Origin of the sequence: Nonomuraea sp. NPDC050691 (assembly GCF_040654455.1) — a bacterium.
Lineage (GTDB): Bacteria > Actinomycetota > Actinomycetes > Streptosporangiales > Streptosporangiaceae > Nonomuraea.
This window is the reverse complement of record NZ_JBFAIA010000128.1, coordinates 1-24251: the sequence shown is the minus strand read 5'-3', so window position 1 is coordinate 24251 and position 24251 is coordinate 1. Positions and strand designations below refer to the sequence as shown.

22 protein-coding genes and 1 tRNA gene are annotated in these 24251 nt (G+C 73.7%); 13 read left to right on the top strand and 10 right to left on the bottom strand.

Going from position 1 to position 24251, the window contains the following annotated elements; genetic code table 11:
- Positions 1-3775: tetratricopeptide repeat protein (locus AB0H81_RS32395; protein WP_358382163.1), on the bottom strand; the 3775-nt coding region annotated here is incomplete at its 3' end.
- A 135-nt stretch (positions 3776-3910) separates the two neighbouring features.
- Here AB0H81_RS32395 and AB0H81_RS32390 point away from each other — a divergent pair.
- Together AB0H81_RS32390 and AB0H81_RS32385 are read left to right on the top strand one after the other, a co-directional pair.
- Positions 3911-4300: a hypothetical protein gene (locus tag AB0H81_RS32390; protein WP_358382161.1), complete on the top strand. Its 390-nt coding sequence runs from the start codon at positions 3911-3913 to the stop codon at positions 4298-4300.
- A 102-nt stretch (positions 4301-4402) separates the two neighbouring features.
- Positions 4403-5074 carry a DUF6766 family protein gene (locus AB0H81_RS32385; protein ID WP_358382159.1) on the top strand — a complete coding sequence of 224 codons (672 nt, stop codon included), beginning with the start codon at positions 4403-4405 and terminating at the stop codon, positions 5072-5074.
- A 4-nt stretch (positions 5075-5078) separates the two neighbouring features.
- On the opposite strand, the gene AB0H81_RS32380 is transcribed toward AB0H81_RS32385, so the two are convergent.
- Positions 5079-5894 carry a pyridoxal-phosphate dependent enzyme gene (locus AB0H81_RS32380; protein WP_358382157.1) on the bottom strand — a complete coding sequence of 272 codons (816 nt, stop codon included), beginning with the start codon at positions 5892-5894 and terminating at the stop codon, positions 5079-5081.
- Between the two features lie 44 nt (positions 5895-5938).
- Between AB0H81_RS32380 and galK the strand changes: the two genes are divergently transcribed.
- On the top strand, positions 5939-7063 hold the full coding sequence (gene galK / locus AB0H81_RS32375; protein ID WP_358382155.1) for a galactokinase: 1125 nt from the start codon (positions 5939-5941) through the stop codon (positions 7061-7063).
- 3 nt (positions 7064-7066) lie between these two features.
- Here the strand turns inward: galK and AB0H81_RS32370 are convergent, their stop codons facing one another.
- Both AB0H81_RS32370 and AB0H81_RS32365 read right to left on the bottom strand, forming a co-directional pair.
- Positions 7067-7840, bottom strand: a complete 774-nt coding sequence (locus tag AB0H81_RS32370; RefSeq protein ID WP_358382153.1) for an enoyl-CoA hydratase-related protein — start codon at positions 7838-7840, stop codon at positions 7067-7069.
- A gap of 43 nt (positions 7841-7883) precedes the next feature.
- Positions 7884-9017, bottom strand: a complete 1134-nt coding sequence (locus AB0H81_RS32365; RefSeq protein WP_358382151.1) for a nitric oxide synthase oxygenase — start codon at positions 9015-9017, stop codon at positions 7884-7886.
- 247 nt (positions 9018-9264) lie between these two features.
- Here AB0H81_RS32365 and AB0H81_RS32360 point away from each other — a divergent pair, with 247 nt between their 5' ends.
- Positions 9265-9576: a hypothetical protein gene (locus AB0H81_RS32360; RefSeq protein WP_358382149.1), complete on the top strand. Its 312-nt coding sequence runs from the start codon at positions 9265-9267 to the stop codon at positions 9574-9576.
- Positions 9573-9794 (top strand): hypothetical protein, encoded by a 222-nt coding sequence (locus tag AB0H81_RS32355; RefSeq protein ID WP_358382147.1) that lies wholly within the window; start codon positions 9573-9575, stop codon positions 9792-9794. Before AB0H81_RS32360 ends, AB0H81_RS32355 begins: the two co-directional genes overlap by 4 nt.
- 274 nt (positions 9795-10068) lie before the next feature.
- On the opposite strand, the gene AB0H81_RS32350 is transcribed toward AB0H81_RS32355, so the two are convergent.
- Positions 10069-10140: transfer RNA gene (locus AB0H81_RS32350), tRNA-Asn, on the bottom strand.
- 126 nt (positions 10141-10266) lie between these two features.
- On the opposite strand from AB0H81_RS32350, the gene AB0H81_RS32345 reads away from it, so the two are divergent.
- Positions 10267-10581 (top strand): YtxH domain-containing protein, encoded by a 315-nt coding sequence (locus tag AB0H81_RS32345; RefSeq protein ID WP_358382145.1) that lies wholly within the window; start codon positions 10267-10269, stop codon positions 10579-10581.
- Positions 10582-10787: 206 nt separating this feature from the next.
- On the opposite strand, the gene AB0H81_RS32340 is transcribed toward AB0H81_RS32345, so the two are convergent.
- The 4 genes from AB0H81_RS32340 to AB0H81_RS32325 all read right to left on the bottom strand — a co-directional run bounded on the left by AB0H81_RS32340 (position 10788) and on the right by AB0H81_RS32325 (position 14094).
- A complete protein-coding gene (locus tag AB0H81_RS32340; protein ID WP_358382143.1) occupies positions 10788-12062 on the bottom strand; it encodes a hypothetical protein in 1275 nt (424 codons plus the stop codon).
- A 96-nt stretch (positions 12063-12158) separates the two neighbouring features.
- Positions 12159-12632, bottom strand: coding sequence for a hypothetical protein (locus AB0H81_RS32335; RefSeq protein WP_358382141.1), 474 nt, complete (start codon positions 12630-12632; stop codon positions 12159-12161).
- Positions 12629-13903 (bottom strand): hypothetical protein, encoded by a 1275-nt coding sequence (locus AB0H81_RS32330; RefSeq protein WP_358382139.1) that lies wholly within the window; start codon positions 13901-13903, stop codon positions 12629-12631. Before AB0H81_RS32330 ends, AB0H81_RS32335 begins: the two co-directional genes overlap by 4 nt.
- 32 nt (positions 13904-13935) lie before the next feature.
- Positions 13936-14094 (bottom strand): hypothetical protein, encoded by a 159-nt coding sequence (locus AB0H81_RS32325; RefSeq protein ID WP_358382137.1) that lies wholly within the window; start codon positions 14092-14094, stop codon positions 13936-13938.
- 176 nt (positions 14095-14270) lie between these two features.
- Here AB0H81_RS32325 and AB0H81_RS32320 point away from each other — a divergent pair, with 176 nt between their 5' ends.
- From AB0H81_RS32320 to AB0H81_RS32290, 7 genes are read left to right on the top strand one after another with little or no spacing between them, the layout of a single operon-like run.
- Complete coding sequence (locus AB0H81_RS32320) at positions 14271-15518, top strand: hypothetical protein (protein ID WP_358382135.1); 1248 nt, start codon at positions 14271-14273, stop codon at positions 15516-15518.
- Positions 15515-17773 carry a tetratricopeptide repeat protein gene (locus AB0H81_RS32315; protein WP_358382133.1) on the top strand — a complete coding sequence of 753 codons (2259 nt, stop codon included), beginning with the start codon at positions 15515-15517 and terminating at the stop codon, positions 17771-17773. The genes AB0H81_RS32320 and AB0H81_RS32315 overlap by 4 nt, the downstream gene beginning before the upstream one ends.
- Complete coding sequence (locus tag AB0H81_RS32310; protein ID WP_358382131.1) at positions 17764-18621, top strand: protein phosphatase 2C domain-containing protein; 858 nt, start codon at positions 17764-17766, stop codon at positions 18619-18621. Before AB0H81_RS32315 ends, AB0H81_RS32310 begins: the two co-directional genes overlap by 10 nt.
- The gene (locus AB0H81_RS32305; RefSeq protein WP_358382129.1) at positions 18614-19921 is read left to right on the top strand and encodes a VWA domain-containing protein; all 1308 of its coding nucleotides are present in this window, start codon (positions 18614-18616) and stop codon (positions 19919-19921) included. The genes AB0H81_RS32310 and AB0H81_RS32305 overlap by 8 nt, the downstream gene beginning before the upstream one ends.
- Positions 19921-20577 (top strand): FHA domain-containing protein, encoded by a 657-nt coding sequence (locus AB0H81_RS32300; protein WP_358382127.1) that lies wholly within the window; start codon positions 19921-19923, stop codon positions 20575-20577. The genes AB0H81_RS32305 and AB0H81_RS32300 overlap by 1 nt, the downstream gene beginning before the upstream one ends.
- Entirely contained in the window at positions 20574-21989 is a 1416-nt protein-coding gene (locus AB0H81_RS32295) for a hypothetical protein (protein ID WP_358382126.1), read from the top strand. The genes AB0H81_RS32300 and AB0H81_RS32295 overlap by 4 nt, the downstream gene beginning before the upstream one ends.
- Positions 21986-22813, top strand: coding sequence for a glutamate ABC transporter substrate-binding protein (locus AB0H81_RS32290; RefSeq protein ID WP_358382124.1), 828 nt, complete (start codon positions 21986-21988; stop codon positions 22811-22813). The genes AB0H81_RS32295 and AB0H81_RS32290 overlap by 4 nt, the downstream gene beginning before the upstream one ends.
- An 83-nt stretch (positions 22814-22896) precedes the next feature.
- Here the strand turns inward: AB0H81_RS32290 and rpoD are convergent, their stop codons facing one another.
- Positions 22897-24033, bottom strand: a complete 1137-nt coding sequence (gene rpoD, locus AB0H81_RS32285; protein WP_175600241.1) for an RNA polymerase sigma factor RpoD — start codon at positions 24031-24033, stop codon at positions 22897-22899.
- Positions 24034-24251 lie beyond the last annotated feature (218 nt).

Below are 24251 nucleotides of genomic sequence, written 5' to 3'. Positions count from 1 at the left end.
CGGCGGCCTCGAAGTGCTCGTGCCGTACCAGGTGGACCAGCAGGCCACGCAGGGCGGCGAGGTCGCCCGCCGCGGCCCCGGCGGCGAGGGCCCTCCCGGCGCCGCCGGCGTCGCCGAGGTCGTCGAGCAGGCCGGCGAGGGTGAGGGCGGTGGCGGGCATCGCGTGCCTGAGGGCGTCGGCGGCACCGGCCAGGTCGCCCCGTCCATGCCGGGCGACGGCGATCCCGCGCCAGGCGGCCTCGGCGAGCCCGGGGTCGGCCGCTTCGGCGAGCCCGGGGTCGGCGGCCTCGGCGACGGGCCGCAGGCACAGCTCGGCGTGGGAGTGACGGCCTTCGCCCGACAGGAGCGCGCCCAGCGCGAGCCGCGCCCGGGCGGCCGTGGCCGCGTCGGCGCGCTCGGCGACGTGCCGGTGGAGCACCTCACCGGCCCGGCCCCCAAGCTCCCGCGCCACCTCCAGCACAAGCGCGTACGCCTTCCCCGGACCGGCCTCACCCCCCGAGCCGCCGCCAACGGCCGTGACCCCCTCCAGCCGCTGACCACGCCCGCCAAGGCCCCGTACCTCTGAGGGCTCCCCCTCCTCGGCACGACCGGCCGCCCCGCCGGACCGATCCCCGGCCCCGGCCGCCTCCACGGAGGCGGCAGGCGCGAGCACCGAAGGCGTCGAGCCGCCCAGCTCTCCCAGGGCCGCCAAGGCGCCGTCCACGTCGCCGGTCGCGGCCAGGGCCGCGGGGCGTTCCTCCGGAGTGGCCAGGCCGAGCCGCAGGCGGGCCACGACCGTCACGAGCGGGCTCCCGCCCAGTTCCGCCGCGCGTCGCCAGGCGGCACGGGCCCCCTCCTCGTCGCCGGCCTCGGCCAGCGCGTCGGCCCCGTCCAGCAGGATCTCGCCGGCGAGGTCCGGGTCCAGCTCGGCGGCCCGCCCGAACGCCGCCCGAGCCCCCGCCGGGTCCCCCGCCGCCGCCCGCGCCGCCCCGAGCACCCGGGCCGCCCACCCGGCGAGGTCCTCCGGTACGACACCCTCCGCCTCCTCCGCCGCCGCGAGGGCCGCCGCGAGGGCCGCCGCGGCCTCTCCCCCGTCGCGCTCTCCCCCGTCGCGCAGGAACACGGCCAGGTACAGCGGGGCCGCCTCCCCGGTCAGCGTGTCCAGCAGCTCACGCGCCTCCCCCACCCGCCCGAGCTCGGCCAGCACCCGGGCCAGCAGCATCGCGGTCTCCGACGCCTCACCAGGGTCCCCGGCCCCGGCCCCCGGCTCCCCGGCCGCCTCCTCCAGCGCCCGGGACAGGGTCTCGGCCGCCGCGTCGAGGTCGCCGAGCCGGTGCAGGGCCTGGCCCATGCCGGTCAGCGCCACGACCGCCGGCCCGCGGCTCTCGCCGGCCGCGCGCTCCCAGGCGGCCAGGGCGCCGCGCCAGTCCCCCGTCTCGCCCAGCAACGCGCCGAGCCGGCAGGCCGCCTGCTCCCGGTACTCCGGATGCCCGTGCTCCAGCAGGAGCGACAGGACCGCGCCGGCGTCGGTCGCCCGCCCGGCGCGCGCCCAGGCGTGCGCGCACTCCAGGCCGAGCAGCGCGGCCGTCGGCCCTCCGTCATCCGGGGACAGGGCGGCCATGGCGATCCCGGCGGCGGCCAGGTCACCGTCCAGCAGGCACCGCGCGTAACGACCGAGCACCGCCTCCTCGCTCGGCCCCCCGGCCGCGCCGGCGTCCTCCGGCACCAGGGCGAAGGCCGCACGGGCGCCCTCCAGGTCGTCCAGCCGGACCAGAGTCAGCCCCAGCAGCACCGCGTGCCGCGCCGCCGGCCCCTCCCCGCTCTCCCCGCTTTCCGCGATCATGCGCTCGTGCAGCCGGCACGCCGCCAGGAGATCCCCCTGCAGCTCGAACACCCGCAGCAACGCCCCCGCCGCCTCCGCCCGCAGCCCCCGGTGTCCCGCCTCCAGCGCCGCCTCGTACGCCCGGCGCGCCTCGGCCAGGCTCTCCGCCTGCCCGTCGATGAGCCCGCCCAGCGCGTACCCGACCCACGGGGCGAGCACCGGGTGCCCCTCCGCGCGGGCCCGGCGCAGCAGTTCGACCGCCTCCCCGTTCTCGCCGCGGCTCTCGAGGATCTCCCGGAAGACCAGCGCCGCGTACGACAACGCCAGCGGGTCCCCGGCACCGGCGGCCGTGAGGAACAGCTTGCCCGCCTCCGACACGTCGTAGCCGGTCGTGGCCAGCACCTGCGCGAGGACCGCCGTGGCGATCGCCGCCACCGCCGGGTCGGGGTGCGCCATGGCCGTCCGGTAGCCGATCAGCCCCTCCTCCCGGCCGAGCCGCTGGTGGTCGAGGATCGCCCGCAGCACCGGATGCGGCGCGGTCTCCCCGGCCGCCGGCGACCGCAGCAGGTGCAGCATGAACGCGGCCGTGAACCCGCCGACCACGTCGTCGCCCTCCGCCACGTACGACAGCAGCTCGTCGGCCTGGTCGAGATCCCCCTCGGCCAGCTCGAGCTGGGCGAGCGCGAGCATGGCGCGCACGGCCTGGGTGCCCGCGCCCGAGTCGGCGGCGCCGCGCAGCAGCCGCCGGGCCTCGTCCAGGCGGCCGTCCTGGAGGAGCGCGAGCGCGCCGTCGACGTCGCGCAGCGCCCGCTCCTCGACCGGGTCGGCGCGCGGCCGCTGCCGGGCGTCGTGGTCGAGTAGCAGCCCGGCCTTGAACGCGGCGTCCGGGTCGGGATGCCCGGCGATCGCCCCGGCCAGCTCGATGATCGGCTCGCGGCGCTCCGGGTGCTGCTCCAGCAGCATGCCGAGGAGCGTGGCGCTGACCGACGCCCACGGCGACTCCCCGGCGGCGAACACCGCCCGCAGCGCCGCCAGCGCCTCGTCCACCTCGCCCGCCTCGGTGTGGAGCTGCGCCATGCAGGCCCGCGCCTCGAGGGCGTAGTCCCGCTGCCCGCTGGCGATCACCCGCTCGAAGATCGCCCGCGTGGCCGCCATGTCGCCGAGCTGGGCGATGACCTTGGCCTGTTCGATGAGGGCGGGCAGGCGCACCTCGGGCCGGGGGTCCTCGGCCGCCCTGGCGTACGCCGCCACCGACTCCGTGTACTCGCCGAGGTCGACCAGCACCGCCCCGAGCAGCTTGTACGCCATGGTGAGGTGGTCCGGGTGGCCCACGGCGATGGCGTGCTCGCACGCCTCCCGGGCCGCGGCGAAGTCGCCCTCGTCGGCGTGGATCCGGTACAGCCGGAACGCCGACAGCGACACCACCTCGGGATCGCCGCAGATCAACAGCTCGCGGTAGTCCTCCTCGCTTTCCGCCCGCTCGTACAGCTCCCAGGGCGTGCGGGGGTCCGCCCACTCGAAGACGGGCAGTTCCAGCCGGTCGGCCAGCTCGGCCACCGAGGGACTGTCGCAGCGGCGGGCCCGCTCCAGCGCCTCGGTCGCGCCCGCGGCGTCGCCCAGCTCGGTCAGCACCAGGACGAGCGCCGTGTCGGCGAGCGCGGCGACCTCGAAGTCGGCGCCGTCGGAGGCGATGGTCAGCACCCGGTACGCCGCCGGCCACTCCCGGGCGGCGACCAGCATCATGCCCATGGCGATGGCCGAGCGCTGCCCGAACACCGGGTCGCCCGACTGGATCACCGACCGGTGGGCGGCCTCGGCGCCGTCGAGGTCGCCCTGCTCCTCCAGCAGGCACGCCAGCAGGTGGGACGCCTCGGGGTCGCCGGTGGCGGCGATCTGCCGGAACAGCACGGCGGCGCCGCCGAGATCCCCCTCTTCCCAGCGCTTCATGGCCGCGGCGAGCTGTTCTGACGTCATATCGACTCCCGAGTCACCCAATAAAGTGAAAAAACTACCCAGGTGTCACCCACGTCACAGGCGTTTCGGCCCAGCCGGTCGGCGAGATCGTCACGGCGCGGCATGTCTCGTGCACGCCGGGGTAGCAGAGGGCCCATGAGATCTCCGTGGGCGGTGGCCCTGCTCGGGGCCGGGCTGGCGCTGACCGCGGGCTGCGGCGTGGACACGGCCTCGCCCGCCCGCGCGGCGGTGCGTTTCCACACCGCCGTGGCGGCGCACCAGGAGGCGGCGGCCTGCGCCATGCTCACCCGCACGACCGCCGAGAAGCTGCCCGACCCGGACGAGACGTGCGCCCAGGCGCTGGCCGCGCTGAAGCTGGACTCGGGCGGCCGGGTCACCGGGATCGAGGTCTGGGGCGACGACGCCCTGGTGCGGATGGCGGGCGACACGGTGTTCCTGCACCAGTTCTCCGACGGCTGGCGGGTCACGGCCGCCGGGTGCGAGCCCAGGCACGACCTCCCCTACGACTGCGAGGTGGAGGACTGATGCGGGTGCTGTTCTGGCTCACGCTGACGCTGATCGCGGTCGGGCTGGTGTATTTCTTCGCGATCGGGCTGGCCCACCAGTGAGCGCGCCGGAGGGGGACGCATGAGGCGGATCAAGGACAACGCGCTGTCGCTGGCGTTCCTGGTGATGTTCCTGCTGGCGCTCGCCGGCCAGGCGTGGGCGGGGGCGACCCACTACAACGAGGAGCAGCTGGTCAACGGCCTCCAGGCCGTGTCGGTCTGGAAGTACGTGACCTCGTCGTCGTTCGCGGTGGACGTGGCGGAGAACTGGCAGTCGGAGTACCTCCAGTTCCTGCTGTTCATCACGCTGACCGTCTGGCTGGTCCAGAAGGGCTCGCCCGAGTCGAAGCAGCCGGGCGAGGAGGGCCCCGAGCCCGACCGCGAGCAGCTCGTCGGCGAGCACGCCGAGAAGGACTCGCCCCGCTGGGCCCGGGTCCGGGGGTTGCGGCTCTGGGTGTACAGCAACTCGCTCGGGCTGGTCATGGGGGCGATCTTCGTGCTGTCGTGGCTGGCGCAGTCGGTGGCGGGGCTGGCGGCCTACAACTCGGAGCGGATCACCGACCTGCGCGACCCGGTGAACTGGAGCTGGTACGTGACCTCGTCGGAGTTCTGGGACCGCTCGCTGCAGAACTGGCAGTCGGAGCTGCTGGCCGTGCTGTCGATGGTGGTGCTGTCCATCTACCTGCGCCAGCGGGGCTCACCCGAGTCCAAGCCGGTGGGCGCGCCGCACCACGCGACCAGCGTCGAGGGCTGACCCGTCACATCGGCGGGAAGGGCTCACCGGTGACGACCGCGACGACGCGGGTGCCGGGCGTGAAGCCGCCGCTCCGGGCCCGGGCCACGATCCCGAGGAGCATCTTGGCCACGTACACCTCCTCCACCCCGTGCCGGGCGGCGAACGCGCGCAGCTCCGGCGTCGTGCGGGCGTAGCCGCCGAAGTGGTGGTCGAGGTCGATCGACCAGTTGTCCCACACCCGCCCGTACGCCTCGCGCTGGAGCCGCGCCACCTCCGCCGCCAGGAACCCGGCGCCCTTCAGCACCGCGAACCCGAGCGCCCGCCGGCCCGCCGGCAGCCCCGCCGCGATGCCCGCCAGCGTGCCGCCCGTCCCGACGGGGCAGCAGACGACGTCGTAGGCCCCGCCGGTCGAGTCCTCGAACTCGGCCTCGATCTCCGGGGGCAGCTCGGCGCAGCCGCGCACGGCCGCCGCGTTGCTGCCGCCCTCCGGCAGGATCAGCACGTCGCCCCACCGCTCGCGCAGCGCCGCCTCCACCTCGGGCGTCTGCTTGCGCCGGTACGTGTCCCGGTCCAGGTACGTGAGCGTCATGCCGCGGGAGGCCGCGTGCGCCAGCGACGGGTTGAGCGGAAGCCGCTCCTCGCCCCGGATGACGCCGATCGTCGCGAACCCGTGGCGCAGCCCCGCCGCGGCGACCGCCCTGATGTGATTGGAGTAGGCGCCGCCGAAGGTCAGCACCCGCGGATGGCCGAGGTTGTACCTCAGCTTGCGGGCCTTGTTGTCGTCCCGCTTCAGGAAGACCCGGACAGAGCCGAGGCCTGTATCCAGCAGCTCCTTCACCCGCGCTAGTCTACGGTCGGGCCTTTGTTGAGGAGTGTTCGGTTATGCGCGTTGTTGAAGCTTTCCGCGCGGCGTTCGGCGCGGACCCGCGGACGGTCTGGCACGCGCCGGGCCGTGTCAACCTGATCGGTGAGCACACCGACTACAACGACGGATTCGTCCTGCCCTTCGCCGTGCCGTGGGGCGTCACGGCGGCCGTCACGCCGCGCGAGGACCACACGATCCGGCTGCTGTCCCTCCAGTCCGACGGCGAGCCGATCACGATCGAACGGCACGAGGACGCGCGCGGCTGGACCCGCTACGTCGTGGGCGTGCTCGCCATGCTGGCCGGCCGGCTGGGCGAGCCGGTGCCGGGCGCCGACATCGCGATCGACGGCGACGTGCCGCAGGGCGCCGGGCTCAGCTCCAGCGCCGCCCTGGAGGTCGCCGTCGCGTGCGCGCTCAACGACCTGCACGGCCTCGGCATGACGCCCATGGAGCTGGCCCTGCTCTCACAGCGGGCCGAGAACGACTTCGTCGGCATGCCGTGCGGCATCATGGACCAGGCCGCCTCGGCGCTGTGCGAGGAGGGCCACGCGCTGTTCCTCGACTGCCGCTCGCTCGGCTCCCGCTCCATCCCCCTCGACCTGGCCTCCCACGGGCTGCGCCTGCTCATCATCGACACGGGCGTCCACCACGAGCACGCGGGCGGCGAGTACGCCAAGCGGCGCGCCGAGTGCGAGTCGGCGGCCCGCAAGCTCGGCGTCGAGGCGCTGCGCGACGTCACCGACCTGGCCGGCGCGCTGGAGCGGCTGCAGGGCGACGAGCGCAAGCGCACCATGCACGTCGTCACGGAGAACCACCGGGTCGAGGCCCTGATCGGCCTGCTGCGGGCGGGCGCCGTCACGGAGATCGGCGCGCTGCTCAACGCCTCGCACCTGTCGCTGCGCGACCAGTACGAGGTGTCGTCGCCGGAGCTGGACGTCGCGGTCGAGGCGGCCGTGCGGGGCGGGGCCCGCGGGGCGCGCATGACGGGCGGCGGGTTCGGCGGCTCGGCGATCGCCCTGGTGGCGGAGGACCGTCTCGACAGCGTCCAGGAGAGCGTCGCCGCCGCGTACGCCGAGCGGGGCTGGCGGGCCCCGCGCTTCCTGCCCGCGGTCCCCAGTCCGGGCGCCCGCCGCCGCGCCTGACGCTCACAGGGACGGGAACTCCGGAGGGCGGCGCTCCAGGAAGGACGCGACGCCCTCCGCGAAGTCGGGCCGGTTGAAGCTGGCGACCATCTCGGTGAACGCGCTCGCGGCCGACTCGGCCAGCGTGACCTCCCAGTCGTGCCATACCTGCCGCTTGATCACCGCCATCGACGCGGGCGAGCTGTGCCCGGCCAGCTCCCGGGCGTACTCCTGGGCCTCGGCGAGCAGCCTCTCCCCCGGCACCGACCGGTTGACCAACCCCATCTCGTACGCCTCCCGGCCGGTGAAGACGCGGGCCGACAGCAGGACGTCCATGGCGCGCTGCTGGCCCATGAGCCGGGGCAGCACCCACGCCAGGCCGTACTCCGCGATCAGGCCGCGGCGCGCGAAGGCGGTGGTCCACTTGGCCTCGTCGGCGGTGAAGACCACGTCGCAGACGAGCGCGTGGACCATCCCGAGGCCGGCGCACGCGCCGTTGACCGCGGCGACGATCGGCTTGCCGATGGTCGTGGGGAACGTGTTCGGCCGCGGGTCGAGCTCCTCGTCGTGGCTGCCGTCGCGGATCTGGCCGAGCGTGCCGAAGTCGGCGCCCGCGCAGAAGCCCCGGCCCGCGCCGGTGACCACGATCGCCCGCACGGCCGGGTCCTTCGCGGCCTCCTCCAGCAGGTCGAAGTAGCGCCGCCCCATGGGGACCGTCCACGCGTTGAGCCGGTCGGGACGGTTGAAGGTCAGGGTCAGCACGCCCCGGTCGATGGAGGAGAGCACAAATTCTTCCATACGCAAACAGAACCATGTTCTATCCGCGGGCGGCAAGACAGGGTCAATTGTGGCGCACGAACGCCGGAGTGAGGGCCGGATTGTCGTAGTAGCGGTGGAACACCGGCGTCGTCCCGCCGGAGATCGGCGGCACGATCCACGACCAGTCCGCCGGGCAGACCCGTCCCGCCTTCTCCTCCCGCGCCAGGTGCGTGAGGAAACGCCGCGCCTCGGTGTGGTGGTCGGTCATCGTCACCCCCGCCTGCTCGAACGAGTGCAGCACCGCCACGTTCAGCTCCACCAGCGCGTGGTCGCGCCACAGCGACCGCTCGGTGGAGGTGTCGAGCCCGAGCCGGTCCGCCACCACCGGGAGCTGGTCGTAGCGGTCCACGTCGGCCAGGTTGCGGGCGCCGATCTCCGCACCCATGTACCAGCCGTTGAACGGCGCGCACGGGTAGCAGATCCCGCCGATCTCCAGGCACAGGTCGGAGATGGCCGGCACGGCGTGCCAGCGCAGCCCGAGGTCCTCGAACCACCGGTAGTGCGGGTGGACGACGGGCACCTCCAGGACCGCGTCGCCCGGCAGGGTGCACAGCAGCGGCCCGCCGCGCCCGGACCGCACGACCAGCGGCAGCACGTCGAACCGGCCGCCCGCGCCGCGCCAGCCCGACGCCCTGACCAGGTCCGTGAAGTCCGCCTGGCGTGGGTCGCCGACCACCCGTCCGTCGGCGGTGCGGTATCCGGCGTAGCGGATGAGCTGCTCGTTCAGCACCCGGGGCCCGGGCCGGCCGGGCACGTCCGGGGCGAACACCGTGATGGTGGGCCTGATCCGGCCACCGTTCGTGGCCTCGCGCAGGTGCTCCACGCATTCGATCGCCACGCCCTCGGCGCTGGTGACCTGCCGACGGTCGCGCACCCGCAGCGAGCGCCAGTAGAGGCGGCCGATGCAGCGGCTGCTGTTGCGCCAGGCCACCCGGGCACCGAACTCCAGCTCGGCGAAGGTGTGCGCGTAGGTACCGTATCGGGCGATGTCGGCGGCCACCTCGCGCAGCCGGGCGTGCGGGGGTCCCGCGGCGGGGTTCTCCGCGTGGAAGAGCCTGATGAAGCGCTCGGCCTCGCGGACGTCGATGGTCCGCTCGATGAGCGTCTGCACGGCGATCGAGTCGAAGGGACGGAGAGATCTGATCCAGGTACGCACGCAGAAACCAGCACTTCTCTCTCACGGAGCACCCCGCCGATTCCGGGTCGGCGGCACACTCCTGCCGGCGGCGCCCTCTCCACACCGCCCACACGGCCTGTCCGCGGCCGCCGCGTCCCGGTCTCCCGGGGCACGGCCACCCCATCCTGGCGGCTCACCCTGGCCTTGTCACGGCAAACGCCAGAAAGTGTGACCTTACCGCTACAAAGCGTGAACCTGTCGGTGGCGGCATCTACGCTCCTCGCTCATGAGCGACGACGAGAGCCGCACCGTACGCCTGACGGTCGAGGTCGCCGACTGCGGCGTCGCCGGCCTGGGGGACAAGGAGCTCGGCGAAGCCCCCGAGGCACCCGTCCAGTCCGCCGCGATCATCGAGGCGGAGAAGGGCTGGGTCACCCTTCACATCACCCATCAGTGGGGGCCGGCCGACTTCACCGTGACAGTCGCCGAGCGGGACCCCGGGGCCGATCTCGCCACTTACGTGGACATCGTGGAAGTCAGCTACGTGTCCGTGTCGGGCGAAGTGGAGCTGTCCGGCTTCACTACGACGCGCCCGTGACGTGTCCCCTTCCTCCTCTTCCGGCCGGGCCCGGGACCTACCGCATCCGGTATCACGTCAAGGGCATGGACATGGAGGGCACCCTCGACGCCGTCGATGACCACTACCTGCAGATATGGCCCGCACCCCTGGAGGACCCCGTCACCGTCAAAGCCACGAGTGACGCCTTCCAGTACTTTCTGGATCCGGAGAGGTTCAGGCGCGACCGCGGACTGTGAGCATGCGCCCGCCCTTGGCTTGTCTCTGTCCCGGTGGAACGCATCGCCGATCTCGTCGGCCACTCGGCGCCCACCACCCCGCAGACCGCCTACCGGCACCTGGATCGTCGGACGGCACCCGGTCCGGCCGGTCGTCGCCCACGGTGCCGGGATCATGAACCCAGCCACCAGGACCGGCGAGTCAGCCGGGTCGCGGCTCCCGGAAACGACTCAGGCCCCCGGTCCTAGAGCTAGGACCGGGGGCCTGAGATGCGCGTCCCTCAGGACTACGAAGCTCCCGCGATAGGACTCGAACCTATAACCTGCCGGTTAACAGCCGGCTGCTCTGCCGTTGAGCTACGCGGGATCGCTCGTTCGCGCTGATTGGCGGGCTTTTTGGCCCCTTCCGTTCGGCGCAGGACTAGATTAGCGCACTCCTGGAGTGCGTGTCGCATCGTCATCGGGGTAGGCCGGGTGTCAGCGGAGGTGCGAAATGCGATATCGAATGACATTCGCCGTCGGTATGGCCGTCGGGTACGTGCTCGGCAGCCGGGCCGGCCGCGAGCGGTATGAGCAGATCAAGAAGATGGCCCAGCGTGTGGCCGACGATCCGAGGGTCCAGGAGGCCGCGGGCGTCATGGGCGCGCAGGTGTCGAAGGTGGCCGGCGTGGCCCGCGACCGGGTCGGTGGAACGCTGCAGCAGAAGATCCCCTTCCTCGGCGGCCACGACCACGACACGGGCACCGGCTGGCCCGAGGACCCCACGATGCGGCAGAAGAAGCCCGACGAGACCGGCATCCCCTACTGACCGGCCGGGCGCGTCCCCGCGCGCACCGGCCACCGGACGGCCGGTCTCCCGGGGTTCGACGGGCGTGTGCGGCGGCCCCTGCAGGCCGCCCACGCGCCCGCCCCGGGCCTCTCCCCGGCGCGTAGCGGCCCGCACACGCAGCTGCCGCATGCGGGAATCAACGCTGTTCGACCGCCGTGCCGAGCGCCCCGGAACAGCACGTCACCTCATTCGCCGGTCGTCCAGAGGGTCGCGTGCTGGGTGCGGGCGATGCCGAAGCCGGGGTCGTCGCGGAGGCCCACATAGCCGGCCGCGTAGAGTCGAGCGGTCCCCGGCATCTTGACCAGTTTGGTGACCAAGGCCAGTCTGCCCGGGGGCGCGGGGAGTCGTTCCTCGGTCCAGCGTCCTGCGGACAGGTGCCACAACTCTTCCGGCCGGTGCTCCGGGCCTGCCGTGACCCAGAGCCCGCCCTTGCCGTCCGGCTCCGCGTCGCCGATGGTCCAGCTCATCGGCCCCCAGGAACAGGTCCATGACGTGCCGTCCCAGTGCAGGACGAAGAGGCGGGCGCGCAGGGGTTCGTCGGCGTACTCCTCGTTGTTCTCATCCCAGCCGACGTAACCGGTCGCCCAGACATCGGCGGGCCCGTTCACCGCCACATCGCCGAGCAGCGGAGTGGGCGAGCTGCCGAGCGCCGGCCCGCCCAGCGCCGGCAACTCGATCGGCCGCCAGCCGCGGCCCTCCCAGCGCAGCAGCACCGGCCTTGTGCCGGCGTCGTCCTGGTCGGCCCGCAGCGCCCAGATGTCGTCGCCCTCACCGCCGAGAGCGACGACCTGGGTCTCGCCGGGCAGCCGGTGGGTCGTCCAGCCCCGGCCGTCCCACCGCATCGCGATGGGATCGCCCACGAAGGCCCAGGTGCCGCGGGCGACGAAGGAGGCTTCCGCCTCCAGGCCCCTGGTGGCGGGGTCGGCCACGACCATGTCGCGCCAGCGCCCGTTCTGGAGCGTGCTGACGAGCATCCGGCTCTTCCCGGTCTGGTGGATCTCCGCCACGCTGTTGCTCGTGGTGCCGATCAGGTGAACCTGGTCGGCCGAGATCGCGGCGAGACGGCCGATGCGGTCCACGGCGACGGACGGCCGGGTGAATCTCTCCCACCGGCCGGCGTACCAGCGCCGGATCTGCGGCTCCTGCTCGTTCAGCCACCAGGTCTGCATCCACACGGCGCCGTCGCGCGCGACGTCGAAGTCCCCGACGATGTTGGCGTCAGGGAGCGTGGACACCCGAGTCCAGCTTGGCCTGGCGCCCCTGGCGGGCCGGATGTCGCCCACCTTGGACGAGGGCTGGACGCACTGGGCGGGTCTGGCGGCGATGGGCGAATAGCTCTGCTGCGGCAGACCGCCGGGCAGAGGGGCCGCTGAGGCGGTCGGAGCGGGGGCGACCCGCTGTGGCGGTGTGGATGAACACCCGGCCACGACCACGGCAAGGATCAGAGCGAGACGCCTCATCCGGATGATCATAGGCAGCGTCGCCGGCCCGGGCGCCGCCACCGGCGCCGTGCGCGACCTCCGCGGCGAGACCCATGCGATCTCCCCTGGGCCCCGTCAGACCCCCATGCTCCGCCGTACGCCCTCGAGGGCCTGTTCCGCCTGCGCCCGGAGGCCGGGGTCGGTGGGATCGAGGCCGTCGTCGAAGACCAGGGTCCAGCCCAGCATGTCGCCGCCGGGCCGGCGCCGGGCGACCAGCCGCACACCGCCCCGCCCGGGCAGCGACACGTGCTTGTTGACGATGATCGTGGAGTTGACCCGCTCCCGCACGGTCTCCGGCAGCAGCCGCGGCTCGGTGATGCGCTCGCGGTGCCAGGCGCCGTCCATGGTGAGGACCCGCAGCCCCTCCTCGTCCCACGACGCCTTGTCGACCGTCTCGTACGGCACCCGCGTGCCGTCGGAGAGGAACAGCGCGCGGTCGGTCGCGACCACGTAGCCGCCCTCGGAGCCGGCGAAGGTGAGCACCCGCTCCCCCCGCTCGGTGGCCAGGGACTTGCGGACGTCGGAGGGCAGGCGGCGCAGCAGGCTCATGGCCCCACGTTATCGGCGAGCAGGTCGAGGGTCAGCGCGGCGCTCCACGAGAAGTCGCGGCAGCCGCGCCCGCTGCCGTCGAACGGGTCGAAGCACTCGCGGAACCCGGCCTGCCGGACGAGGCGCAGCGTGCCGCTGGTGAGCTGGTCGCGCAGCGCTCCGAGGCCGTGCACGGAGGCGGCGCGGCGCAGCAGCCAGTTGGTGTTCACCCAGGAGGGCCCGCGCCAGTAGCGGGTGCGGTCGAACTGGGACGCGCGGATCTCGCAGCTCGGCACCGGGTAGCCGGTCGCGCCCATGAACCGGGCGGACTGGAGCACGTCGACGAGCGCGCCGACGTGCTCGCCGGGCAGCCAGGGGTCGAGCAGCGGCCCGAACCCGCCGACGGTGCAGATCGGGATGAGCCGGTCGGTACGCAGGTCGCGGGCGTAGAAGCAGCCGTCCCAGAGGCGGTCGAGCAGGCCGCGCCGGATGCGCTCGGCCCGCTCGGCGTGCGGGGCGGGGTCGGCGCGGACGAGCGGCGCGAGCTCGGCCAGCGCCTGGCAGGAGGCCAGCCAGATGCCGTTGAACAGCGGGCACTCGATGGCGAACGGGTGGTCGTCGCGCAGGTACTCGGCGCGGTAGCCGGCGTCGCGGTAGCGCAGGGCGAGCCAGACGTAGCGGTCGTGGTCGCTGTCGGGGTGGCGTTCGTCGAGGTCGAGGTTGCGGTAGCCGTACCGGATCTCGGGCAGGGCGGCGAGCGGCTGGTCCCAGGCGGGGCTGTCGTCCATCCCGGACTCCCAGGGATGGACGATCGCGGCGAGCCCGGCCCCGCCGAGGTCGCGGGTGGTGGCCAGGTAGCGGTGCTGCGCGACCAGCGACGGGTAGGCGTGCCGGACGAAGTCCACGTCTCCGGTGTGCCGGTAGATCCACCACAGGGCGAGCCCGTGGACGGGTGGCGCGGTGAGGCCGGAGGTGAGCACGCGGGGCGCCGCCCTGTGGTCGTGCGAGCGCCACACGGACGGCCCGGGGAAGTACGCCTCGGGCGTGTGGAAGACGATGTGCGGGATCATCCCCGTGGCCCACTGCCCGGCGAGGAGGCTGAGAAGTTCGGCGCGGGACCTGTCGGGGCGGTGCCGGGCGAGGCCCATCGCCACGAACGCGGAGTCCCAGCTCCACTGGTGGGGGTAGAGGCCGGGCGCGGGCACGGTGGCGGTGCCCGTCCAGTTCGCGTCGAGCACGGACAGCGCCTCACGCCCGAGCGCGGCGTCGTCGACCGCTGGCCGCGCATCCATTCATTTACTATGCGCCGCCCGGCGTGCGGAAGCTATGTCCTCTTCGTCCACTTTGACACAAGCATTACGCCTGCGGCGACGAGGCCGACGATGAGGCCCCACTTCAGGAGGGTGAGGGCGAGGCCCAGCAGCGGGCCGATGAGCACGAGCGCGGCGATGACGGCCGCGGCGATCAGAAGAATGCGTCCCATGCTTTGACGATAAAAGATCCTTTAAGCGTCTTGCAGGTGACACAGGGTTCAATCAGGGTCATGTCAGGGACCTCCCCCACTTGCTGGAACCAACCCACCTCGACTCCCGTTAAGCCGGTAAAAGCGGGGGATCGGGGACCCTCTTCAGGGGGAGCGGGATGAGCCTGGGACCACCCATGAGCAGGGAAGGCGCCGAGTACGCACTGCGTGCCCGGACCGAGGAACGCGACCGTATCTCGGGACACCTGCTCGACCTCGAATCGCACACCACCTACCAACTCCTCAAGGGCGCCCCGCTGCGGGGCCTCACCCAGCGCCGCTGGGCCGCCGGCCAGGCCGCCCTGGCAGCGCTGTGGACGCTGTACGACGCCTACCGGGGCGTCCTTCGCGACGCCGAGCGGATTCGTGCGTCACGCGGACGGCTCGGCTCGGAGCAGCTCGCCGCCATGACGGGCCTGCTGGCCGGTCCCTCGGTGGTGCTGAAGGCCGCGGTCAAGCCGGTCGAGCAGCGCTCGCTGCTGCCCGAGCTGGACGAGCGGCTCACCCTCGACGAGGCCGTGGCCCGCATGGACGCCTCCTTCCAGGAGGTCACGGACGTGCTGGCGGACATCGACGCCGTCTGGTCGGCGGCGCTGCCCCGGCTGGACGCGGCCGACGCGCTGTTACGCGAGGTGACCGCACTCCAGCGGGAGCTGGACGCGCCGGACGCCCCCGGCCCCGAGCAGCCTCCCGGGCCGGCGGGCGCTCCGGGGACGGGCCGCACGGGTGCCGACAACACCGGCGCGGGGCCGGGGGGCGTGGCCGGCGAGGTGCGGCGGATGCGGGGATCCGTCCTGGAGGACCCCCTGGGCGCGCCGCCGTCCCCCCAGGACCTCGACCGGATCGACCGGCTGCTCGCCGCCCACCGGGCCGACCTGGAGGAGGCGCTGCGGGCCAGGCGCGAGTACGGCCGGCGACGCGAGGACCTGGCCGCCGCGCTGGACAGGGTACGGGCCGCCGAGAGCGAGGCCCGGCTCGCCCACGGCGCGGTGGTCGTGAAGATCGCCCTGCCGGCCCGCGCGGCGCCGAGGAGCCGGATGGACGCCCTGAGCGACGAGCTGGCCGCGCTCGACGCCTCCGCCGACGACTGGCTCGCCCGGTCCCGGCGGCTCACCGCTCTGGAGCAGGCGGCACGGCAGGCCGCCGACCAGGCCCTGGCCACGGCGACGGCGATGTTCGGCCTGCTCGGCAGGCGCGACGAGCTGCGCGGCCGGCTCGGCGCCTGCCAGGCCATGGCCGTGCGCAGGGGCACGGCGGAGGACCCGGAGGCGACCCGGCTCTACGAGCGGGCGCGGCTGCTGCTGTGGACCGCGCCCTGCGACCTGACGAAGGCGGCCGAGGCCGTCGACCTGTACCAGCGCGCGATCCACGGAGGTGGCCGATGAGCGGATGCCGGCAGCCCGGCTGCACGGGCACGATCGAGGACGGTTACTGCGACCTGTGCGGCCACCCCGAGACCCCGGCGGCCCCCTTATCCGGCCCCGCCACGGGCTCCGGGCCGGGCGCGGGCACGGGAACGGGTCCAGGGGCGGGCGCGGGGTCCTCCGGCGCGGGCGGGTCGCCCTCCGGCGGGCAGTCCGACCTCGACGCCCCCACCCCCAGCCGGCCGCTCACCGGCCCGATCAGCACCGGCCGTTCCCGCGCGGGAGCGCTGCCCGAGCTGGCCGACCTGCCGTCGGTGCCCTACCGGGACCCGGCCGTCGCCGTCATGGCGAACCCCGAGGTGCCGGAGGACAAGCGCTTCTGCTCCAACCCCGACTGCGGCAAGCCGATCGGCCGCTCGCGGGACGGCCGGCCCGGGCTGACCGCCGGGTTCTGCCCGCACTGCCGGCGCGAGTTCTCCTTCACGCCGAAGCTCGGCAAGGGCGACCTCGTCGGCGGCCAGTACCGGGTGCTGGGCTGCCTGGCGCACGGCGGCCTCGGCTGGGTGTACCTGGCCGCCGACGAGAACCTCGACGGTCGCTGGGTGGTGCTGAAGGGCCTGCTCAACACCGCCGACGCCGAGGCGCTGGCCGCGGCCGAGGCCGAGCGGCGCTTCCTCACCTCGGTCGACCACCCCAACATCGTCAAGATCTTCAACTTCCAGCGGTCGGCCGGCCTCGGCTACATCGTCATGGAGTACGTGGGCGGCCAGTCGCTGCACGAGCTGCGCCGTCAGGGGCCGCAGCCGCTGCGCGAGACCCTCATGTACGGCCGCGAGATCCTGCGCGCGTTCGCGTACCTGCACGAGCAGGGCCTGGTCTACTGCGACCTGAAACCGGCCAACGTGATCCGGGTCGGCAAGCAGCTGAGGCTCATCGACCTGGGCGCCGTCCAGCGCGCCGGCTCCCCGGCGGGCTCGTCGTGGGCCACGCTCGGCTACCACGCGCCCGAGCTGGACACCCGGCCCGCGTCCGTGGCCTCCGACCTCTACACGGTGGGGCGGACGCTGGCGGTGATGGCCATCCCGTCGTTCAGCCCGGCCAGGAACGGCGTCGAGACGCCGCTGCCCGACAGCTTCGGCACCGAGTCGTTCATCCGGCTGCTGCGCCGGGCCACCGCCGCCGACCCGGCGGCCCGGTTCCAGAGCGCCGAGGAGATGGAGGCGCAGCTCGTCGGCGTGCTGCGCGAGGTCAGCGCGATCGCCGACGGCCGCCCGTACCCGGCGCTGTCCCCGCTGTTCGGCCCGGAGCGGCTCGCGGCGGGGGCGGCGCTGTCGGCGGACACCACCCGGGTGTTCGACCGGCTCGAGCCCCGGGCGGCGGCCGCGGCGCTGCCCGTGCCGCTCGCCGACCCGGAGGACCCGGCGGCGGGCGCGCTGGCGGGCCTGGTCGGGCGCGACCCCGGCCAGCTCGTCACGCAGGTGGCCGCGATGCCGCAGACCCCCGAGACCTGGCTCACCCGGGCCCGGCTGCTCGCCGAGCAGGGCTCCGACGGGGCCGCCCAGGCCCTCGACGACGCCGAGCGGGCGCTGCCCGGCGACTGGCGGGTCACCTGGTACCGCGGGGTGCTGGAGCTGGCGCTCGGGCAGGCGGCGCGGGCCGTGCCGCTGTTCGACGCGTGCTTCTCCACGCTGCCGGGCGAGTGCGCGCCCAAGCTCGCGCTCGCCTTCGCCCTGGAGTGCTCGGGCAAGGACGCCTCCCCCTGGTACGACAGCGTGTGGCGCACCGACCACGGGTATGTGAGCGCGGCCTTCGGGCTGGCCCGGGCGGGCCGGACCGGGGTGCTGGACGAGGTGCCGGTCACGTCGTCGCACCGGGTGGCGGCGCAGCTCGCCCTGGTGGCGTCGGTCGCGCGGGCGGCACGGCCGGAGGCGCTGCGCCCGGAGGAACTGGCGGCGGCGGCCGACCGGCTGGACGACCTGGCCGACCTCGACCCGCGCCGCCGCGAGGCGATGACGGCCGAGCTGCTCCAGGCGGCGCTGGCCTGGCTGCGCGCCACGGGCGTGCCGCCGGGTGCCTTGACCGCCTCGACCGCCAGTGCCGGGGCGGGCGGGGCGCCGCACGCGCTCACGGTGGCGGGCGCGCCGTTCACCGACCGGGGCCTGCGCGAGCGGCTGGAGGGCATCCTCCGCCGCCTGGCCGTCGCCGCGGACACCCGGCAGGAACGCCACGACCTCATCGACCGGGCCAACGCCGTACGCCCCCGGACGTGGCTGTGACCTGCCCCGTCTGTGAGACCCCGGTGCTGGCCGACCACGCCTTCTGCGAGGCGTGCGGCCATCCGCTCGACGCCCCGGCCTGCGCCGCGTGCGGGGCGCAGGCGGTGGACGCCGACGGCTACTGCGAGCGGTGCGGGCTGCGCCAGCCCACCGGCCGCGACGAGGCGGAGCTCACGCTTCCCGGCGGCGCGGCGGCGGTGACGCACAAGGGGCTGCGCCGGGCCCGCAACGAGGACGCGATGGCGCTGCTGGAGGCCGGCGACGTCACCGTGGCGGTGGTGTGCGACGGCGTGGGCAGCTCGCCGCGCGCCGACGAGGCGTCGGCCGCGGCGGTGGAGGCCGCGGCCCCGGCCCTGGCCCGCGGGATGAGCCCGGCGGAGGCGTTCGAGCTGGCGGGCCGGGCGGTGGCCAAGCTGGCGTCCTCCCCCGACGACGCCCCCGCCTGCACGTACGTCTCGGCGGTCGTGTCCGGCGGCAAGGCGACGCTCGCCTGGGCCGGCGACACCCGCGTCTACTGGCTCCCGTACGGATCCGGCCCGGTGGCCGGGGTGCGGCTGACCGACGACCACGCGATCTCCACCGGCGAGATCACCGCGTGGCTCGGCGCCGACGCCGGCGACTGGAAGCCGAGCGTCCGCGTCTTCGAACCGTCCGGCCCCGGGGCGCTGCTGGTGTGCAGCGACGGCCTGTGGCGCTACCTGGACGGCCACACCGTCCCCGGCGAGGCCGTCTCCCCCGGCGCCGCCCTTCCCGAACTCGCCCGCGAGCTGCTGCGCCACGCGCTCGGCTCCGGCGGCCACGACAACGTGACCATCGTCCTGATCCCCCTAGGAGGACAGCATGGGTGACCAGCCCGCCTTCTCGCTCCAGATCGACCAGAACAAGTACCTGCCGCTCGACGGGCGTGAGGTCCACGCCATCCTCACCGTTTCCTCCACCACGGGCTCCTCCACGGACGCGGTCACGACGACGACGTCCGTGCCGGCCGAGGCCGCCGAAGTGATCATCGTGGACACGTCCGGCTCCATGAGCGGCGGCAAGATCCGCGAGGCTCGGCAGGCCGCCGCCGCCGCGGTGCAGGCGCTGCGGGACGGCGTGAACTTCGCGGTGATCGCCGGCACCGACACGGCCCGCGTGGTCTACCCGCGCGGCCGCACGATGGCGCGGGCCTCGCGCGCCACCCGCGCCGACGCGCAGGCCGCCATCGGCAAGCTGTCGGCCAACGGCGGCACGTCCATCGGCGAGTGGCTGCTGCTGGCCCGCGACCTGCTCGACCGGCACCCCGACGCGATCCGGCACGCCCTGCTGATGACCGACGGGCAGAACAACGAGAGCGGCGACGCCTTCGCCCGCGCCCTGTCGGCCTGCTCGGGCCGGTTCGTGTGCGACAGCCTGGGCGTGGGCTCCGACTGGGCGCCCGCCGAGCTGCGGAAGGTGGCCGAGGCGCTGCTCGGCACGTTCGACTTCGTCCGCGATCAGAGCGACCTCGCGGTCTTCTTCAACCGCATCACCCAGGAGTCGATGAGCAAGACCGTGGCCGAGCTGGCCATCCGGGTGTGGGTGCCGCAGACCGCGACCCTCAAGTTCGTCAAGCAGGTCTCCCCCACGCTGCTCGACCTGACCGGCAAGCGCACCGACGTGAACCCGCTGACCGGCGACTACCCCACCGGCTCCTGGGGCGCGGAGAGCCGCGAGTACCACCTGTGCGTGGAGGTGCCGCCCGGCCAGATCGGCACCGAGATCCGCGCCGGCTGGGTGAAGCTGCTGCGCCCCGACACCCAGGAGGTGCTGGCCAGCGGCAACGTGCTCGCCCAGTGGACCGACGACCTGGCCCAGTCGACCCGGATCAACCGCAAGGTCGCCCACTACACCGGCCAGGCCGAGCTGCACGAGCTGATCCAGGAGGGGCTGAGCGCGCGGTCCGCGGGCGACGTGGACGTCGCGACGGCCCGCCTGGCCAAGGCGCGGCAGATCGCGGCCGAGTCGGGCCGCGAGGACACGGCGCGGCTGCTCGACAAGGTCGTCGAGGTCGATCCGCACGACGGCACGGCGCGGCTGCGCCGCAACGTGGACAAGGCCGACGAGATCGAGCTCGACACCGGCTCCGTCCGCACGAGCCGGCTGCGGCAGGGCGGGGAGGGCTCCTGATGGCCACCTGCCCGCAGGGACACGCCTCGGGCGCCGACGACTACTGCGACGTCTGCGGGGCCCAGATGGCCGCCTCCCCCGCCGTCCAGAGCGGGCCGCCCGCCCAGGCCACCCCCGCCTTCCCCGCCGCGGCGGCCCAGGGGCCGGTGGAGGAGTGCCCGGTCTGCCGGACGCCGCGCGCCGGCCAGTACTGCGAGGTGTGCGGCCACGACTACTCCGGCAGCGCGCCGCCCCGCGTCCAGGTGGTCGCGGCCCGCTGGGAGGCGGTCACCGGCGCCGACCGCGCCTACTACGAGGAGATGGTCGGCCAGGGCGGCCCCGACGCCCACGCGATCGCCTTCCCGCCGTACTGCCCGGAACGTTCCTTCCCGCTGGCCGGCGACCAGGTGCGCATCGGACGCGGCAGCAGGAAGCGCCCCGTCAAGCCGGAGATCGACCTGACCGGGCCGCCGGAGGACCCGGGCGTCTCCCACCTGCACGCGGTGCTGCTCGCGCAGCAGGACGGATCGTGGGCGCTCGTCGACCCCGGCTCCGCCAACGGCACGCGGGTCAACGGCAAGCCGGTCGCCGTCAACGTGCCCGTCCCGGTGGGGGCGGGCGACCGCATCCACGTGGGCGCGTGGACGGTCATCACGATCAGGGAGGGAACGCCGTGACCACCGTCCAGGCACCGCCGCCGTCCACCCCGCCACCGTCCACCCCACCACCGGGCGTCACGGTCCCGGCGGTGCGGCAGCCCCCGCCGCCGCGGCGCAGCGTGCCCCGCAGGATCCGCGTCATCACCGGCGTCACGGTCACGGCCCTGGCGCTGCTGTTCGGCTCGCTCGCGGTGGGCAGCGCCGCCGCCCGCGACGGCCTGCGCGTCATCGGGCGCGACGCCGGTCCGCAGGTCCTCGCCACCGCCGGCCTGTACTTCGGGCTGAGCGACATGGACGCGCAGATCGCCGACGCGCTGCTCATGGGCGAGGGGTACGGCAGGCAGCGGCAGGAGGCGCTGGCCCGCTACGAGCGGCGGCGCTCCGAGGCCAACGACGCGCTGATGAAGGCGTTCGAGCTGTCCGGCGACGACCCCGCCGAGCGGCGGACCGTCCAGTCGGTGCTCGACGGGCTCGGCCGCTACGAGCGGCTGGTCGGGCAGGCGCTGCTGCTCGACTCCCAGGCCCGCCACCCGGCCGGCGCCCCGCCGGACAAGGTCGTCGAGGTCTACCGGCAGGCCACCGACCTGATGCGGCTCGTCCTGCTCCCCCAGGCGTACAACCTGACCCTGGAGAGCGGCACGATCGTGCGCCGCACGTACGACGACAAGAGCGTCACCGTGCCGGCGCTGCGGGTCGTGGTGATCGTGACCGGGCTGGTGGCGCTGGCCTGCCTGGTGTGGCTCCAGGTGTACCTGGCGCGGCGCTTTCGGCGGGTGTTCGGGCTCGCGCTGCTGGCGGCCACCCTGGCCACGGCCGTCGCGCTCGTGGCCGGGGCGAGCGTGCTGGGGCAGGACGAGCGCGACCTGCGGGCGGCCAAGACCCAGGGGTTCGACCCGGTGCTCAACGTGGCGCGGGCCCGGGCGATCAGCAACAGCATGCAGGGCGACCAGAGCCGCTACCTGCTCGACAAGGTCCGGGCCGACACCTACGAGCACACCTACCTCGACAAGGCGCTGACGGTGTTCTACCTGCCGGCGGGCAACCTCGACGCCTACCACGCCAAGGTGGCCGTCACCGGTCAGGGCTACCTCGGCCTCATGGGCGAGCGCCTCGGCGGCCGGGACGGCGAGCGGGCGCTGAGCGCCTACCAGGCGTTCCAGCGGGCCGACACCGGCTTCCGCGCGCTCGCCGCGGCCGGGCGGGCCGACGACGCCGTGGCGGCGCGGCTGGGGGAGGTCCGGCAGGCGTTCGACACCTACGACGGCGCCCTGCTGACCCTGTCGCGCGGCCACGAGGACGCCTTCCGGCGGGCCGTCGGCGACGGCGAGCGGGCGCTGGACGACCTGTGGCGGCTGCTCCCGTTCGCGATCGGCGGCATCGCGCTGCTGGTCCTCGCGGGCGTGTGGCCCCGGCTGAAGGAGTACCGATGAAGCGGATCTTCCCCGTCGTCCTCGGCCTGAGCGCGCTGCTGGCCGTCACCGGGCTGCTGGCCGGCGGGTGCGCCGCGGGCGGCCCGAAGTCGGTCCTGGACGCGGACACGATCGTCATCGGGGTGCGCCCCGACCTGCCGTCGGTGGGCTTCCGCAAGGCCGACGGCACCTTCGAGGGCTTCGACGTGGACGTGGCCCGCTACATCGCGCGCAAGCTCGGCAAGGGCGTCCGCTTCAAGCCGGTGCTCGCCGCCGAGCGCGAGAAGGCCATCACCTCGGGCAAGGCCGACCTGGTGCTGGCCACGTACACGATCAGCATGGACCGCAAGCAGAAGGTGCTGTTCGCGGGGCCGTACCACATCTCCTACCAGGACATCCTGATGCGGCGCGACGAGGGCGGCATCCGCAACGTGCGCGACCTGAAGGGGCGGCGCATCTGCGAGGTCAAGGGCTCCAACGCCGCCCAGCGGGTGGTCGAGGAGCGCAAGGTCGCCGCGCAGGTGGTGCCGTTCCCCGACTACGCGGCGTGCCTGGCGGCGCTCAAGCAGGACCGCGTGGACGCCATCACGACCAACGACATCATCCTGGCCGGCCTGGCCATCCGGGACGGCTCCGGCCTCAAGCTGGCCAACGCCCAGTTCAACGAGCAGCGGACCGGGGTCGGCATGCGCAAGGGCGACGTCGAGGGCTGCGAGGAGGTCAACCGGGCCATCACCGAGATGTACCAGGACGGCACGGCCTCGCGGCTGCTGCACGACTGGTTCGGCAAGGCGGGCGTGGACCTGTCCACGCTCGCGGTCCCCCAGTTCGAGGGCTGCTCGTAGCGGCTGTCAGGCGTACGAGGGGCCCGTCACGCGTACGAGGGGCCCGGAGGTTCGCCTCCGGGCCCCTCGTACGCCTGGAACGGTCAGTCCAGGTAGTCGCGCAGCATCTGCGCCCTGGTCGGGTGGCGGAGCTTGGCCAGGGTCTTCGACTCGATCTGCCGGATGCGCTCCCGGGTGACGCCGAACTCCCTGCCCACCTCCTCCAGCGTGCGCGGATGCCCGTCGGCCAGGCCGAAGCGGAGCTGGATGATGCGCTGCTCGCGGTCCGACAGGGTCGCCAGGATGTCGTCGAGCTGGTCCTGCAGCATGATGAAGGCGGCGGCCTCCATGGGCACGACCGCGTCCGCGTCCTCGATGAAGTCGCCGAGGTCGGAGTCCTCCTCGCCGATGGGCGACTGGAGCGACACGGGCTCCTGCGCGATGCGCTGGATCTCCACCACCCTGTCGACCGGGAGATCCATCTCCTTGGCGATCTCCTCGGGCACGGGCTCGCGGCCGAGGTCCTGGTGGAGCTGGCGCTGCACCCGGACCAGCTTGTTGATCGTCTCCACCATGTGGACGGGGATCCGGATGGTGCGGGCCTGGTCGGCGATCGCCCTCGTGATCGCCTGCCGGATCCACCACGTGGCGTAGGTGGAGAACTTGTAGCCCTTGGTGTAGTCGAACTTCTCCACCGCGCGGATCAGGCCGAGGTTGCCCTCCTGGATCAGGTCCAGGAACAGCATGCCCCGTCCCACGTACCGCTTGGCGATCGACACCACGAGCCTGAGGTTGGCCTCGATGAGGCGCTGCTTGGCTCTCGTGCCCTGCCACACGAGCTCCCTGAACTCCGGGAAGGCCAGGCGCGACACCCCGTTGGCCAGCTTGTCCTCGGCGAACAGGCCGGCTTCGATCGACTTGGCGAGCTCCACCTCCTCCTCAGCCGTCAGCAAGGGCACCCGGCCGATCTCCCGCAGGTAGATGCGGACCAGATCGCTGGTCGGCGCCCGCTTGCCAACGTCTTCCTCATCGGCGCGGGAGGTGTCGTCGTCGCCCTGGGGCTCGAGGACCTCCACACCGTTCTCGGCGAGCATCCGCACGACGCGTTCCAGCGCGTCGGACGGCAACTCGGATCGGTCAAGCGCGGCGGCGACGTCATCGACGGTTACGCTTCCGCGCTCTCTTCCTTTCGCGACGAGGTCCGCCACCTGATCTACCGATGGCGGCCCGCTTGGCAGCACCGATGCACCCACGGGAGACAGTCTGCAGTATTGCTTCCATAAAATGGCAGACCCATTTTTGGCACCGAAGGTAAGGCGCCGGCCCTTACCGAATTGAGATCCATTAAAGGTTTAGCCGGAGTTTGATCAGGAAAGAAAAGTCAATTACGCGACCGGGTAACGGGGCGCCGCGACGACGGCGGGCGGCGCCCGTGTCGCGGCCTGCCCGGACGCGCCTC